Raw genomic sequence first — 15,655 nt, 5'->3', positions numbered from 1 at the left:
TCTTTATGCAACGAGGGATAGTTTGGGTCGTTGACGACGATAGCTCCATCCGCTGGGTCCTTGAGCGCGCGTTAACCGGGGCCGGGTTAAGCTGCACCACCTTTGAAAATGGCAATGAGGTACTGGACGCGCTGGCGACCAAAACCCCGGACGTGCTGCTGTCGGATATTCGTATGCCCGGCATGGATGGTCTTGCCCTGTTAAAGCAGATCAAGCAGCGCCACCCGATGCTGCCGGTCATCATAATGACCGCGCATTCGGATTTAGACGCGGCCGTCAGCGCCTATCAGCAGGGGGCTTTCGATTATCTGCCAAAACCGTTTGATATTGATGAGGCGGTAGCGCTGGTTGAGCGCGCTATCAGCCACTATCAGGAACAGCAGCAGCCGAGAAATGCGCCGGATAACGGGCCAACGACCGACATTATCGGGGAAGCCCCGGCGATGCAGGACGTATTTCGTATTATTGGCCGCCTGTCGCGCTCCTCCATCAGCGTACTGATTAACGGCGAGTCGGGCACCGGCAAAGAGCTTGTGGCGCACGCGCTGCATCGCCACAGCCCGCGGGTTAAATCGCCGTTTATCGCGCTCAACATGGCGGCAATTCCGAAAGATTTAATTGAGTCAGAGCTGTTCGGGCACGAAAAAGGGGCTTTTACCGGCGCCAACCAGATCCGACAGGGGCGCTTTGAGCAGGCCGACGGCGGCACGCTGTTTCTCGATGAAATAGGTGATATGCCGCTGGACGTTCAGACGCGTCTGCTGCGCGTGCTGGCTGACGGCCAGTTTTACCGCGTGGGCGGTTACGCGGCGGTAAAAGTGGATGTTCGCATCATAGCGGCAACCCACCAAAACCTTGAGCAGCGGGTGCAGGAAGGTAAGTTTCGAGAGGACTTGTTCCACCGCCTGAACGTGATTCGCGTCCACCTGCCTCCGCTTCGCGAGCGCCGGGAAGATATTCCGCGTCTGGCACGCCATTTCCTGCAAGTGGCCGCCCGCGAACTGGGTGTGGAAGCAAAACTGCTGCATCCGGAAACGGAAAATGCCTTAACCCGCCTCGCCTGGCCCGGCAACGTGCGCCAGCTGGAAAACACCTGTCGCTGGCTGACGGTCATGGCGGCAGGTCAGGAAGTCCTGATTCAGGATCTTCCCAGCGAATTGTTTGAAACGACGGTGGCCGAGAGCGGGGGGATCACGCAAACCAACCCCGACAGCTGGGCCATGCTGCTGGCGCAGTGGGCAGAACGAGCGTTACGCTCGGGTCATCAGGATCTGCTTTCTGAGGCTCAGCCGGAAATGGAGCGCACGCTGCTGACCACCGCGCTGAGACACACTCAGGGACATAAACAGGAAGCGGCTCGTCTGCTGGGATGGGGGCGGAACACGCTGACTCGTAAGCTAAAAGAGCTGGGTATGGAGTAACGTCCGGCCATTTTGTAAAGAAGCAAATTAGCCCGCAAATTGCTGCTATTTTGTACTTTACTGTCGCGCCGGGTTAAGTATGATCGGGCGCGTTCAGGCAGGAGAGTCAGTTATGTTGGAATCCATCATTCATATGGTAACGCGTGGGGCTGAGACTGGTGCAGCCGCGGGGCATTCGCCGCAAACGGCAGTAGCCGCGGTGATGTGCGCGTTACTGGTTAGCTTCTTTAGCTAAAGAGAAGGCGGGGGAAACCCCGCCTTTTTTATATCACTCTGGAAAACTGCTGCAGGCGCGCCTTTTGCCTCAGGTAGGCATCAAAGCACATACAAATGTTGCGAATAAGCAGACGCCCTTTGCCGGTCACCTGGATCCCCTGCCCACTTATCTCCACCAGCCCATCTTTTGCCAGCGGCGCCAGCAAACCCATGTCTTCGGCAAAGTAATCCGCAAAGGTCAGCGACCATGCTTGTTCAATGTCGGCAAAATTAAGCTGGAAGTTGCAGATTAGCGCCTTGATGACATCGCGACGAATGCAGTCATCCCGCGTGAGCGCCAGCCCGCGCCACAGCGCATTGCCCTGCTCATCCACCTGCTGATAATAGCGCTTCGGCTCTTTCTGGTTCTGCGCATAACAGTCGCCAATCATGCTAATAGCCGAAACGCCAAGCCCCAGCAGATCGGTATCTCCCTGGGTGGTATATCCCTGGAAATTACGGTGTAGTTTGCCTTCGCGCTGGGCAATCGCCAGTTCGTCGTCGGGGCGGGCAAAGTGATCCATACCGATAAACTGATAGCCAGAACCCGTCAGCGAGGCGATGGTTTCCTGCAGAATATCCAGCTTCTGCTGCGCGCTCGGTAAGTCAGCGTCTTTAATCTTGCGCTGGGCGGCAAATAGCGTCGGCAGGTGTGCGTAATTGAAAACGCTGAGGCGATGTGGGCTTAGCTCGGCCACGCGCTTGAGCGTGAAGGCAAAGCTTTCCGGCGTTTGTTTTGGCAGGCCGTAAATCAGGTCAATGTTTGTGGAAGTAAACCCCAGCGCACGCGCACGCTCGATCAGCGCGAAGATAAACTCTTCGTCCTGCTCGCGGTTGACGAGGCGCTGTACTTCTTTATTAAAGTCCTGAACCCCCATGCTAAGGCGGGTAAAGCCTTCCTGCCGAAGATGGTCGAGCACATCCAGCTCGATTTCACGCGGGTCAACTTCAATGGACAGTTCAGCATCATCATTAAAGTGGAAATTGCCGCGCAGCAGCGCCATCAGGCGGCTGATTTGAGCTTTGCTCAGGTAAGTTGGCGTCCCGCCGCCCCAGTGCATTTGGCTAACCAGACGGCCCGCAAACAGCGGCGCCCGATGGATAATTTCCTGCTCAAGGGCATCGAGATACTGATCGGCTTTGTGCTGCTGGCGGGTCACAATTTTATTGCAGCCACAGAAATAACAAAGTTTGTGGCAGAACGGGATATGCACGTAGAGCGACAGCGGCCGCTCCGGGTAACGGGCTACCGCCTGTAAAAATGTTGGCTCGCCAAAGGCTTCAGAAAATTCCAGTGCGGTTGGATAAGAGGTGTAACGCGGCCCTGAATAATTATATTTCTGGATCAGAGCCAGATCCCAGTCGATTAACTGCTCAGACATACTCACTCCTTGCGGTGTTGTCGCCGACGCCGACGGGGCGAAGCTGGCCCACTCGTTCCGCGAGCCATAACCCTTCGCCGCAGCGAATTCTGCAGCCGCGACAGCCGCCGTAGTTTAACGAATAACCACAGCAGATAACACACCAGCGGAATAACCATAATAAGAACAGGTAATCCCATAGAGGTAAACGTCAGTTACCGCCTTTCAACAGACGCATCAAATCATCCGCTTTTTCTTCTTCTTCCTCTTCATCGTCTTCCCAGGCGATGCCGAGTTGTTCCATCAGCGCGTCGATGCGATCGAGCTTCGCATCCACCCAGGACTGCTCTTCTTTGCTAAGAGTTTCGCCCGCTTCCAGACGTTCCAGCAGCCCATCCAGGCGCTCATCGTTTTCCAGCATATCCAGCTCAGCCTGCGGTGTTAGCATAGGTTTCTCGCTCTTCGGTTTGTGCTGTTTAGCGACCGGTGCTGCATCGGTCACGCCCAGTTGAATGGGTTTTTTACTGCCAATGCGAGGGTCTTTTGCCTGACCCGATGATTTACCACCTTTTGCCTGGTTTTCGCCATTAGCGCGGCTGCCCGCTGCGTGGCCACGGTGTTTTTTCTGGCGCTTACGCTCACGCGCTTCCTGATCGATCTCTTCGCGCGATTTACGGCGTGCTTTTGCCGGTTTTTTACCTTGTGGTGCCGAGTTTTGTTGCTTCATGATAAGTCGTCTTAAGCCATTTTATTCAGTATAGAATTGCGGCGGAATCTAGCAGAAAGCAAGCAAAGAAAAAAGGCGACAGGTTAACCTGTCGCCTTTTTCTTATTCTGGCCCCCGTAAAGGAGCAATTTATTCCATGTTAGCTTGAGACAACCCTGTCCTTCCTTCGCCGACACACTCACTTTACCGCTATGCTTGTCATTAACAAGGTAGCCGCTCAAGCTCACGACAACCCCCGCGATAGGCAAATAAATTAATCATTTGAAAATAAACGACTATTTTACATATGATTCTCCAGACTCACCGGGATATCTGCCATTTGCTATAGCAAATGGCTTACAAAATCGATCCACTCCACTGTAAGCCTTCTGCTTCTGGCGAGAAACACGGCGTTTTCTTCTCGTTCAGGTATAATCCCCGGCAAATGCTCACCTGACGGAGACAACCGTTTTGAAAAACTGGAACTATCAACTGACTAAGTTCGTGCTCAGCGCACCGGACATTCGCCATCTGCCTTCTGATACCGGTATTGAGGTTGCTTTCGCAGGCCGCTCTAACGCGGGGAAATCCAGCTCACTGAACACGCTGACCAATCAGAAAAGCCTGGCGCGTACCAGTAAAACCCCTGGCCGTACTCAGCTTATCAACCTGTTTGAAGTTGCCGAAGGCAAACGCCTGGTAGACTTACCGGGCTACGGCTACGCCGAAGTCCCGGAAGAGGTCAAACACAAGTGGCAGCGCGCGCTGGGTGAATACCTGCAAAAGCGTAACAGCCTGAAAGGCCTGGTCGTGCTGATGGATATCCGCCATCCGCTAAAAGATCTCGACCAACAGATGATTCAGTGGGCCGTAGCCAGCAATATCGAAGTCATGCTGCTGCTGACCAAAGCCGATAAGCTGGCATCGGGTGCGCGTAAGGCGCAGCTGAATATGGTACGTGAAGCGGTTCTGGCGTTTGGCGGCAATATCGAGGTTGAGGCGTTCTCTTCCCTGAAGAAAACCGGCGTTGATAAATTGCGTCTGAAACTGGATAGCTGGTACAACGATCTTCCTCCGGCGGTGGAAGAAGAGGCAGCTGAAGAGTAATGAGTCCCTTAAGGGTCGTCTGTTCACTCACTGTCCAAAACGCGGCCCCGGCCGCGTTTTTCTTTTCTTTCACGCAATAAAAAACGCCCCAGTCATTTCTGACTGGGGCGGCTAAATATTCAGCCAAATCCGATTACGTGAAGTAAAAGGTCTGAAAGATAGAACATCTTACCTCTGTACCCTACGCGAATAACTTTACTCCTTTTTAATCGCTCAAAAAAGCATTTTTTGTAGTTTTTTTTCACTTTTTGCATCACATTCTTGAAGCATCATCACAAAAAGCTATGACTTATGTTGCTTAGTTACAAAAACATGACCTGAGCATTGAGTATTAATGCGCCTCATCCCAGTTCTTACCGCTGCCCACTTCCACCAGCAGCGGCACGTCGAGCTTCATGCTGCTTTCCATCAGCTCATGTACCTTTTTAGACACCGCTTCCACGTCGTCTTTATGCACTTCGAACACCAATTCATCGTGCACCTGCATGATCATTTTCACCCGAGGCTTTTCTGTCTCCAGCCAGGCATCGACAGCGATCATCGCGCGCTTGATGATATCGGCGGCGGTACCCTGCATCGGGGCGTTAATCGCGGCACGTTCCGCACCGGCACGGCGAGCGCCGTTGCTGGAATTGATATCCGGCAGGTAGAGACGGCGGCCATCCAGCGTCTCAACATAGCCCTGATATTTCGCCTGAGCACGCGTACGCTCCATGTACTCCAGCACGCCAGGATAACGCTCGAAGTAGAGATCCATATACTTCTGGGACTCTTTGCGCGGGATGTTGAGCTGGCGGGAAAGACCAAATGCGCTCATCCCGTAGATCAGACCAAAGTTAATCGCCTTCGCGCTGCGACGCTGCTCTCCGGTAACGCTTTCCAGAGGCAGCCCAAAGACTTCCGCAGCGGTGGCGCGGTGGATATCTTTTCCTTCTGCAAAGGCGCTTAACAGACCTTTGTCGCGGGAGAGATGGGCCATGATGCGCAGTTCAATTTGTGAGTAGTCCGCAGAAAGAATCACGTAATCCTCAGGCGCAATAAAGGCCTGGCGAATACGGCGCCCTTCCTCGTTGCGAACAGGAATGTTCTGCAGGTTAGGATCGGTAGAGGATAAACGCCCGGTGGCCGTGACCGCCTGGTGATAAGACGTATGCACGCGCCCGGTTATCGGGCTAATCATCAGCGGTAACTTGTCGGTATAGGTGGATTTCAGCTTCGCAAGGCCACGGTATTCCAGAATCACTTTAGGCAGCGGATAGTCGAGCGCCAGTTCTTCAAGTACCTCTTCAGACGTCGACGGCGCGCCGCCCGGCGTTTTCTTCAGCGGCTTAATGCCTTGCTTTTCAAAAAGAATGGTTTGCAGCTGCTTCGTAGAAGAGAGATTGAACTCTTCCCCGGCGATTTCATGCGCCTTCAGCTCAAGCTCAGCCAGACGTTTAGTCAGCTCGCCAGAATGCGCGTGCAAAATAGCCGGGTCGATTTTAACGCCGTTGCGTTCAATGCGTGAAATCACCGGCACCAGCGGCATTTCAACGTTTTTAAAGATGTTGAGTGGGCCTGCAACCTTCTCGAGCTTCGGCCACATCTTCAGATGCAGCTGCAGGGTGACGTCGGCGTCTTCTGCCGCATAGCGCCCGGCAGTTTCCAGATCGATCTGGTTAAAGGTCAGCTGTTTTTTGCCTTTGCCGGCAATCTCTTCAAAGGAGATGGTTTGGTGCTTCAGCCAGCGTTCGGCCAGGCTGTCCATATCATGGCGGCCTGCAACGCTGTCCAGCGTGTAGGATTCCAGCATGGTGTCAAAAGCGATGCCCCGTAGCTCAATGCCATAGTTCTGCATGATGCCGCGATCGTATTTCAGGTTTTGCCCGACTTTCAGTGCGTTCTCGTCTTCCAGCAGCGGCTTAAGTAACTCCAGCGCGCGCGCGCTGGAAATCTGCTCTGGAGCATCAAGATAATCATGTGCGACGGGGATATAACAGGCCACGCCTGGTTCCGTGGCGAAGGAGAGCCCCACCAGCCTGGCACTGACGTTGTCCAGGCTGTCGGTCTCGGTATCAAACGCAAAGAGCGGCGCTTTTTTCAGCCGTTCAATCCATTCAACCAGCACCTTCTCATCGAGGATAGTGATGTAGTTGTCATAAGAGAGTTGGCTGGCTGGCGCTTCGGGTTCAGCGTCAACCTCCGCGGCTTTCTGCGGCTGCGCGGTCGGTTTAGCCCCTTTAGCCTGCATCCATTTCCCGGCTTCTACGTCGGTTATCCAGCGTTTGAATTCATACTGCTTAAAGAGTGCCAACAGTTCGTCTGCCGCCGGCTGCTGGACTTCAAGCTGTTCACAGCCCAGTTCCAGCTCAACGTCGGTCTTGATGGTAGCAAGCTTGTAGGAGAGATAGGCCAGCTCTTTGCTCTGTTCGAGCTTAGCGGCCATGGTTTTCGCCCCACGGAAGGAGAGTTCGGCAATTTTTTCCGGGGTGGCGTAAAGCGTATCCAGCCCACCCAGCCCCTGAAGCAGCGCCTGTGCCGTTTTTTCACCTACGCCCGGCACGCCAGGAATATTGTCCGAAGAATCCCCCATCAGCGCCAGGAAGTCGATAATCAACTCCGGAGGCACGCCGTATTTTGTCTGCACCTCTTCCGGCCCAAGAATGGTGTTGGTCATGGTGTTAATCAGCGTCACGCCCGGCGTCACCAGCTGCGCCATGTCTTTATCACCGGTACTGATCAACACCGGGCGACCGGCTTTTTCAGCCTCCAGCGCCAGCGTACCAATAACGTCATCAGCTTCAACGCCTGACACGGCCAGTAAAGGCAGGCCCATCGCTTTAACCATCGCGTGCAGCGGCTCAATCTGCGCTCTGAGATCGTCCGGCATTGGGGGGCGATGCGATTTATAGTCCTCAAACAACTCATCACGGAACGTTTTGCCTTTGGCATCAAACACCACGGCAGCGTGCGTCGGCTGGTATTGCAAAATCAGGCTACGCAGCATGTTCAGCACGCCGTACATCGCCCCTGTTGGCTCGCCACGGCTGTTCGTCAACGGTGGGAAGGCGTGATATGCCCGATAAAGATAGGAGGAGCCATCAACGAGGATAAGCGGGTTGTCTGCGATCTGGACCATAATGTTCCGTTCCATGCCTGTGATTAATGTATTGCTAAAGGATGCCATAGCCAGGCCAAAAACATGAACTATTGGGCGCAATATGCTGAAAAGAATTCCAGGATCGGGAGATCCTGCGTGAGATCGTTTTTGTGGATAACTTTGTGCATATTTTTTTAACCAACTAATTTCATAGCATTATTTTTATCGCATCCTTATTAAATACATTTTAATTTCAGTAAGTTAAACAAATGTTAGTTTAGCAATACTGAATTAACTAACGATCGTTTGATGTGGATATATACTCAGGCGAGTAAAAAAAACAGGCCCTTGTTCTCCCCATAAATGCGATAGGTGAAAATCCTGTTCATTTGGCGAGTCGTCATTATAGGTTTTCTGATAAGATCCGCCTCTTATTGCCGTTAATACCAGCGTTCCATACACCCTAACCTGCAAAAACATTACCTATGTCGAGATTACTCGCTGCGATCACATTGGTGTTAAGTATTGCACTGACTATTTTGGTCACGATCGCCTGCTCTGTTCCTATCATTTTGGCCGGGATCGTTAAGCTAGTGCTGCCTGTTCCGGCTGTCTGGCGCTCGATCTCGATATTTGCTGACTTCATGATGTACTGCTGGTGCGAAGGGCTGGCGTTGCTGCTACGCCTCAATCCTTATTTAAAATGGGATGTTGAGGGATTAGAGGGGCTGAATAAAAAGAACTGGTATTTGTTAATCTGCAACCATCAGAGTTGGGCAGACATCGTGATCCTATGCGTGTTATTCCGCAAACATATTCCCATGAACAAATACTTTCTTAAACAGCAACTTGCCTGGGTTCCTTTCATGGGACTGGCCTGCTGGGCGCTGGATATGCCGTTTATGAAGCGATATTCACGAGCCTATTTACTGCGCCATCCTGAGCGCAGGGGGAAAGATGTCGAAACGACGCGTCGTTCCTGCATGAAGTTTCGTGCTCACCCAACCACCATTGTGAATTTTGTTGAGGGATCGCGCTTCACCGCAGAGAAAAAGGGACAGACCCGTTCGCCATTTAACTATCTGTTACCGCCCAAAGCCGCCGGTATAGCGATGGCAATGAATGTACTGGGCAAACAGTTTGATAAGATGCTGAACGTCACGCTGTGTTATCCGGAGAATAACCGCTTGCCGTTTTACGATATGCTGTCAGGGAAAATGACCAAAATCGTTGTCCGGGTCTCTTTGGTGCCCATTACCGAAGAGCTTCACGGGGATTACGTTAACGATAAAAGCTTTAAGCGCCGTTTTCAGCTCTGGCTAAATATGCTGTGGAGCGAGAAAGATAAGCAGCTGGAAACGCTGCACGCTGAGGGCAAAAAAGCCGGTCAATGACCGGCTTTTTTAATCTTATTTCTTCTCAACCAGGAATTTCACTGTGTCAGCATATTGCTGCACGAAGATGTCCATGCTGCTGGTATCCATGCCCTGCATGTTCAGCTGATATTTACCGTTAACGTACATGGCTGGTACGCCCTGCAGTTGAAGATCGGCTGCTGCCTTCTCTTGTTGAGCAACCAGAGATTTCACCACAAAGCTATTCCAGGCCGCATCGTATTCTTCCGGTTTCACACCCGCATCGATGAACACCTTACGGATGTCAGCATCATTCTGCACGGTTTGTGTTTTCTGAACGGCTTCGAACATTGGGGATGAAATTTTGTCCTCTACGCCCAGAGCCATAGCGACAGCCCAGGCCTGAGTCAGATCTTTGCCTAATGGGCCAAGGAACTCAACGTGGTATTTGGTCATTTTAGTGCCTTCCGGCAGCTTCTTCTTCACGTTGTCAGAAACATGAAGCACCTGTTCAAACTGGTAACAGTGCGGGCAGTAGAATGAGAAAAATTCTAAGACCTGTGGCTCACCGGCAACCGGCTTATCCAGGGTAATGTACTGTTTACCGTCGGTGAACTGTGCTGCAGAAGCGCTAAATGCCAGGATCATGCCCGCCAGCGCCAGCCAAATCTTCTTCATAATCAACTCTCTCCTGAAATTTACTGATTAATACATTGGCGTTAATTGTAATGGAGGTTCTCGTAGAACCCGGACCTGCTCTGTAAAGGTTACAGTCTGTCTTCTCCAGAAATCCTCCTCACTAAACCAGGGGAAATTTCGGGGGAATGCGGGGTCATCCCAGCGTCGCATTAGCCACGCGAGATAATAGACAATGCGCATAGCGCGTAACGGTTCAATCAGGGTTAGCTCGCCGGTATCAAATGACGAAAACTCTTCGTAAGCTTCAATGATGGTTTCTAACTGAATGCGCTGTTCGGCTTTATCACCGTTTAGCAGCATCCAGATGTCCTGCACGGCCGGGCCGTTACGGGCATCATCGAGGTCAACGAACAGGGGGCCGTCGCGCCAGAGGATATTTCCCGGGTGGCAATCACCGTGCAGACGCAGTGGTACAAAATCAGTATGCCAGGTACGTTTAACTTCCTCTATCAGCGCGTCCGTTGCCGCCAGAAAATCTTTCTTAAGGGCACGGGGAATAAGCTCGCTATATTCAAATAGCTCGCGCGGCTGGGAGAGATATTCATCCAGGCTAAAGGTTGGGCGATGCTGAAAGAGCTGCTGACGACCCGTTTGATGAATGCGGCCAAGATAACGGCCCACCCATTCCATTTGATCAATGTTATCGGTTTCGTATTGCCGCCCTCCCAAACTAGGGAACACGGCAAACATAAACCCTTGATGATGAAGGAGAGTCTTTCCCGCAAAATGAAGAGGGGCGGCTAAAGGCACCTCATCGGCCTGCAGTTCCAGCGCAAATTGATGCTCTTCTTCAATTTGCGCCGCTGACCAGCGATGAGGGCGATAAAACTTCACTACAAAACGCTGGCGCTCTTCATCCTGGAATTGGTAGACGCGGTTTTCAAAACTGTTTAACGGCGTCAGCCCCGAATCCACCCGAATACCCTGTTCAAAAAGAGCATCGAGGATTGTATCCGGATGTAGAGTCTGGAAATTAAATGCGCTGTCTGTCATCCCGGTAACCGGAAGTAAATACGAATGCTTTCAGGATAACATTTCAAAGCCTCTTAAGTGTTTCGGCTTACAAGCTTTTACTCTTTTACTCCTTAATTACACCGCGAGCGCGCAGCAGTGCCGTTTTAAAGTCTTCTTCATAATCTTTTTTCAGGCCTGGGATCGCATCATCTTTTGCAGAATCGCGCATTTTCAGGTGGTAGATCAGTACATCATCAGTGAGATCGGTCAGTTCACCGCGATAACCTGACTCCGCGGCCAGTTTCTGCAAGAATTGTATCAGGTTAAGATCTGGCTCTTTCTGCCATGCAGGCTGAAGCAGTTCAAGAAGTTCGTTCAGGCGTTTACATTTCATGTTGGTGTTCCATATCACATGTGAAAGGCAACACGTTAGCAGGCTCAAACCCACATTAAAAGAGGCGATATTCGTGCAGCGATTAACAGAGGTCACCGGCGCTGTGTTAGCCGGCGGCAGGGGAAGCAGAATGGGCGGCAATGATAAGGGATTAGCCCTGCTAAACGGCCAGCCGCTTTTCCAGCACGTCCTCAAGGTATTAAAACCACAGGTAGGTGATGTGGTTATCAGCGCCAACAGGAATCTCGAGATTTACCGGAAAAGCGGAGTTCCGGTTATCCAGGACGCAATTGCCGACTACCAAGGACCACTGGCCGGCATGTTAGCCGTTATGGAGCAAACAGAAAGCGAGTGGCTGCTATTTTGCCCTTGCGATACTCCTAATATTCCCGCCGACCTTGCCCGGAAACTTTGGCAAACGCGTGGTAACACGTTGGCAGTCTGGGTCAATGATGGGCAACGAGATCACCCCGGCGTAGCATTACTTCACCATTCACTTTGTTTGCCATTGAGAGAATATCTGCTCGCTGGCGAAAGGCGAGTGATGCAGTTTTTACTTAGCGTTGGCGGACATTCAGCCTCTTTCGATGGTCAGGCCACTTGTTTTACCAATATAAACACTCTCGATGAGCTTTCACGATGGCAGAAAAACGAATAGCACCACCTCTTCTGGCAATTGCGGCCTGGAGCGGGACAGGAAAAACCACACTGCTGAAGCAACTGATCCCATTGTTACTCGCTAAAGGCATCAGACCAGGGCTCATCAAACACACACATCATGATATGGATGTAGATACACCGGGAAAGGATAGCTATGAACTCCGGAAAGCTGGCGCCGCGCAGACCATTGTCGCCAGCCAAAAGCGCTGGGCGTTAATGACGGAAACCCCCGAAAATCCTGACCTGGATTTGAACTATCTTGTATCAAGAATGGATGGTAGCAAGCTGGATTTGATTCTGGTCGAAGGTTTTAAACACGAATCCGTAGCCAAAATCCTCTTATTCAGAGAGGAAACGGGTCATAAAGCTGAAGCATTAGAGATAGATCGGCATGCCGTTGCTATAGCCAGCAATGTGCCGCTAACTGTATCTGTCCCTGTATTGGATCTCAATAATGCAGAGGAGATTGCTGATTTCATCCATAAATGGGTAAAACTGCAGTAATGGGGGAGAAATATGCCGCTTACGGCATTTTTTAGAGATCGTCAGAAAGCAAAAAACCCCGGCCTTTCGGGCGGGGTTAATGCTTAATTTGGTGTCTGGCAGTTGTATGCCGGGCTTTCCTGCCCGTCAGGCTGAGGTTTAGTTCCCTACAATACTCGTATCATCCTGATACTCGCCCCTTCGGGGCCGACGCAGGCGGCGTTCAAAAGTGCTCCCGGCACTTTTGTCGCATGCCCATGCTCGTGTAATCAATTCCCGGACAGCTCATAAGCAAAAAACCCCGGCCTTTCGGTCGGGGTTATTGCTTAATTTGATGCCTGGCAGTTCCCTACTCTCGCATGGGGAGACCCCACACTACCATCGGCGCTACGGCGTTTCACTTCTGAGTTCGGCATGGGGTCAGGTGGGACCACCGCGCTACGGCCGCCAGGCAAATTCTGTCATTGACCGTCACTTTCGTGACCATCAATCTAATCCTGAACTAAGCTGAAAATCTCTCTAAAACACCTTCGGTGTTGTAAGGTTAAGCCTCACGGATCATTAGTACTGGTTAGCTCAACGTATCGCTACGCTTACACACCCAGCCTATCAACGTCGTAGTCTTCAACGTTCCTTCAGGACTCTCAAGGAGTCAGGGAGAACTCATCTCGGGGCAAGTTTCGCGCTTAGATGCTTTCAGCGCTTATCTTTTCCGCATTTAGCTACCGGGCAATGCCATTGGCATGACAACCCGAACACCAGTGATGCGTCCACTCCGGTCCTCTCGTACTAGGAGCAGCCCCCCTCAATTCTCCAGCGCCCACGGCAGATAGGGACCGAACTGTCTCACGACGTTCTAAACCCAGCTCGCGTACCACTTTAAATGGCGAACAGCCATACCCTTGGGACCTACTTCAGCCCCAGGATGTGATGAGCCGACATCGAGGTGCCAAACACCGCCGTCGATATGAACTCTTGGGCGGTATCAGCCTGTTATCCCCGGAGTACCTTTTATCCGTTGAGCGATGGCCCTTCCATTCAGAACCACCGGATCACTAAGACCTGCTTTCGCACCTGCTCGAGCCGTCACTCTCGCAGTCAAGCTAGCTTATGCCTTTGCACTAACCTCACGATGTCCGACCGTGATTAGCTAACCTTCGTGCTCCTCCGTTACGCTTTAGGAGGAGACCGCCCCAGTCAAACTACCCACCAGACACTGTCCGCAACCCGGATCACGGGTCTACGTTAGAACATCAAACATTAAAGGGTGGTATTTCAAGGTTGGCTCCACGCAGACTGGCGTCCACGCTTCAAAGCCTCCCACCTATCCTACACATCAAGGCTCAATGTTCAGTGTCAAGCTATAGTAAAGGTTCACGGGGTCTTTCCGTCTTGCCGCGGGTACACTGCATCTTCACAGCGATTTCAATTTCACTGAGTCTCGGGTGGAGACAGCCTGGCCATCATTACGCCATTCGTGCAGGTCGGAACTTACCCGACAAGGAATTTCGCTACCTTAGGACCGTTATAGTTACGGCCGCCGTTTACCGGGGCTTCGATCAAGAGCTTCTCCTTACGGATAACCCCATCAATTAACCTTCCGGCACCGGGCAGGCGTCACACCGTATACGTCCACTTTCGTGTTTGCACAGTGCTGTGTTTTTAATAAACAGTTGCAGCCAGCTGGTATCTTCGACTGCCTTCAGCTCCACCCGCGAGGGGTTTCACTTACCGACAGCGTGCCTTCTCCCGAAGTTACGGCACCATTTTGCCTAGTTCCTTCACCCGAGTTCTCTCAAGCGCCTTGGTATTCTCTACCTGACCACCTGTGTCGGTTTGGGGTACGATTTAATGTTACCTGATGCTTAGAGGCTTTTCCTGGAAGCAGGGCATTTGTTACTTCAGCACCGTAGTGCCTCGTCGTCACACCTCAGCGTTAACAGAAGTCCGGATTTACCTAAACTTCCCGCCTACATGCTTAAACCGGGACAACCGTCGCCCGGCTAACATAGCCTTCTCCGTCCCCCCTTCGCAGTAACACCAAGTACAGGAATATTAACCTGTTTCCCATCGACTACGCCTTTCGGCCTCGCCTTAGGGGTCGACTCACCCTGCCCGATTAACGTTGGACAGGAACCCTTGGTCTTCCGGCGAGCGGGCTTTTCACCCGCTTTATCGTTACTTATGTCAGCATTCGCACTTCTGATACCTCCAGCAAACCTCACAGTTCACCTTCGACGGCTTACAGAACGCTCCCCTACCCAACAACACATAGTGTCGCTGCCGCAGCTTCGGTGCATGGTTTAGCCCCGTTACATCTTCCGCGCAGGCCGACTCGACCAGTGAGCTATTACGCTTTCTTTAAATGATGGCTGCTTCTAAGCCAACATCCTGGCTGTCTGTGCCTTCCCACATCGTTTCCCACTTAACCATGACTTTGGGACCTTAGCTGGCGGTCTGGGTTGTTTCCCTCTTCACGACGGACGTTAGCACCGCCGTGTGTCTCCCGTGATAACATTCTTCGGTATTCGTAGTTTGCATCGGGTTGGTAAGCCGGGATGGCCCCTAGCCGAAACAGTGCTCTACCCCGAAGATGAGTTCACGAGGCGCTACCTAAATAGCTTTCGGGGAGAACCAGCTATCTCCCGGTTTGATTGGCCTTTCACCCCCAGCCACAAGTCATCCGCTAATTTTTCAACATTAGTCGGTTCGGTCCTCCAGTTAGTGTTACCCAACCTTCAACCTGCCATGGCTAGATCACCGGGTTTCGGGTCTATACCCTGCAACTTAACGCCCAGTTAAGACTCGGTTTCCCTGCGGCTCCCCTATACGGTTAACCTTGCTACAGAATATAAGTCGCTGACCCATTATACAAAAGGTACGCAGTCACCCCATAAAGAGGCTCCCACTGCTTGTACGTACACGGTTTCAGGTTCTTTTTCACTCCCCTCGCCGGGGTTCTTTTCGCCTTTCCCTCACGGTACTGGTTCACTATCGGTCAGTCAGGAGTATTTAGCCTTGGAGGATGGTCCCCCCATATTCAGACAGGATCACACGTGTCCCGCCCTACTCTTCGAACTCACAGTATGTGCATTTTAGTGTACGGGAGTATCACCCTGTACCCTGCGACTTTCCAGACGCTTCCACTAACACACAAAACTGATTCAGGTTCTGGGCTGCT

11 protein-coding genes and 2 rRNA genes are annotated in these 15,655 nt (G+C 52.0%); 5 read left to right on the top strand and 8 right to left on the bottom strand.

Going from position 1 to position 15,655, the window contains the following annotated elements; all coding sequences use genetic code 11:
- Positions 1 to 5: 5 nt before the first annotated feature.
- Positions 6 to 1,421, top strand: coding sequence for a nitrogen regulation protein NR(I) (gene glnG, locus VW41_00065; GenBank protein ID AJZ87549.1), 1,416 nt, complete (start codon positions 6 to 8; stop codon positions 1,419 to 1,421).
- Between the two features lie 263 nt (positions 1,422 to 1,684).
- Here the strand turns inward: glnG and VW41_00060 are convergent, their stop codons facing one another.
- Both VW41_00060 and VW41_00055 read right to left on the bottom strand, forming a co-directional pair.
- Positions 1,685 to 3,058, bottom strand: a complete 1,374-nt coding sequence (locus tag VW41_00060; protein AJZ87548.1) for a coproporphyrinogen III oxidase — start codon at positions 3,056 to 3,058, stop codon at positions 1,685 to 1,687.
- Positions 3,059 to 3,248: 190 nt separating this feature from the next.
- Positions 3,249 to 3,764: a GTPase activator gene (locus VW41_00055; GenBank protein ID AJZ87547.1), complete on the bottom strand. Its 516-nt coding sequence runs from the start codon at positions 3,762 to 3,764 to the stop codon at positions 3,249 to 3,251.
- Positions 3,765 to 4,214: 450 nt separating this feature from the next.
- On the opposite strand from VW41_00055, the gene VW41_00050 reads away from it, so the two are divergent.
- Positions 4,215 to 4,850 carry a GTP-binding protein gene (locus VW41_00050; GenBank protein ID AJZ87546.1) on the top strand — a complete coding sequence of 212 codons (636 nt, stop codon included), beginning with the start codon at positions 4,215 to 4,217 and terminating at the stop codon, positions 4,848 to 4,850.
- 331 nt (positions 4,851 to 5,181) lie between these two features.
- On the opposite strand, the gene VW41_00045 is transcribed toward VW41_00050, so the two are convergent.
- The gene (locus VW41_00045; protein ID AJZ87545.1) at positions 5,182 to 7,968 is read right to left on the bottom strand and encodes a DNA polymerase I; all 2,787 of its coding nucleotides are present in this window, start codon (positions 7,966 to 7,968) and stop codon (positions 5,182 to 5,184) included.
- A 446-nt stretch (positions 7,969 to 8,414) separates the two neighbouring features.
- On the opposite strand from VW41_00045, the gene VW41_00040 reads away from it, so the two are divergent.
- On the top strand, positions 8,415 to 9,323 hold the full coding sequence (locus VW41_00040) for an acyltransferase (protein ID AJZ87544.1): 909 nt from the start codon (positions 8,415 to 8,417) through the stop codon (positions 9,321 to 9,323).
- 15 nt (positions 9,324 to 9,338) lie between these two features.
- Here the strand turns inward: VW41_00040 and VW41_00035 are convergent, their stop codons facing one another.
- The 3 genes from VW41_00035 to VW41_00025 all read right to left on the bottom strand — a co-directional run bounded on the left by VW41_00035 (position 9,339) and on the right by VW41_00025 (position 11,331).
- On the bottom strand, positions 9,339 to 9,962 hold the full coding sequence (locus VW41_00035; protein ID AJZ87543.1) for a protein disulfide isomerase: 624 nt from the start codon (positions 9,960 to 9,962) through the stop codon (positions 9,339 to 9,341).
- A 27-nt stretch (positions 9,963 to 9,989) separates the two neighbouring features.
- Positions 9,990 to 10,976, bottom strand: a complete 987-nt coding sequence (locus tag VW41_00030; protein ID AJZ87542.1) for a serine/threonine protein kinase — start codon at positions 10,974 to 10,976, stop codon at positions 9,990 to 9,992.
- A gap of 85 nt (positions 10,977 to 11,061) precedes the next feature.
- On the bottom strand, positions 11,062 to 11,331 hold the full coding sequence (locus VW41_00025; GenBank protein ID AJZ87541.1) for a hypothetical protein: 270 nt from the start codon (positions 11,329 to 11,331) through the stop codon (positions 11,062 to 11,064).
- Positions 11,332 to 11,461: 130 nt separating this feature from the next.
- On the opposite strand from VW41_00025, the gene mobA reads away from it, so the two are divergent.
- Complete coding sequence (mobA, locus tag VW41_00020) at positions 11,462 to 11,989, top strand: molybdopterin-guanine dinucleotide biosynthesis protein MobA (GenBank protein AJZ91802.1); 528 nt, start codon at positions 11,462 to 11,464, stop codon at positions 11,987 to 11,989.
- On the top strand, positions 11,971 to 12,495 hold the full coding sequence (locus tag VW41_00015; GenBank protein AJZ87540.1) for a molybdopterin-guanine dinucleotide biosynthesis protein B: 525 nt from the start codon (positions 11,971 to 11,973) through the stop codon (positions 12,493 to 12,495). Before mobA ends, VW41_00015 begins: the two co-directional genes overlap by 19 nt.
- A 315-nt stretch (positions 12,496 to 12,810) precedes the next feature.
- On the opposite strand, the gene VW41_00010 is transcribed toward VW41_00015, so the two are convergent.
- Positions 12,811 to 12,926 (bottom strand): 5S ribosomal RNA (locus VW41_00010).
- 67 nt (positions 12,927 to 12,993) lie between these two features.
- A 23S ribosomal RNA gene (locus tag VW41_00005) occupies positions 12,994 to 15,655 on the bottom strand.

Source organism: Klebsiella michiganensis (genome assembly GCA_000963575.1).
In the GTDB taxonomy this organism is placed as follows: Bacteria; Pseudomonadota; Gammaproteobacteria; order Enterobacterales; family Enterobacteriaceae; genus Cedecea; species Cedecea michiganensis_A.
This window is presented reverse-complemented; position numbering and strand designations above follow the sequence as displayed.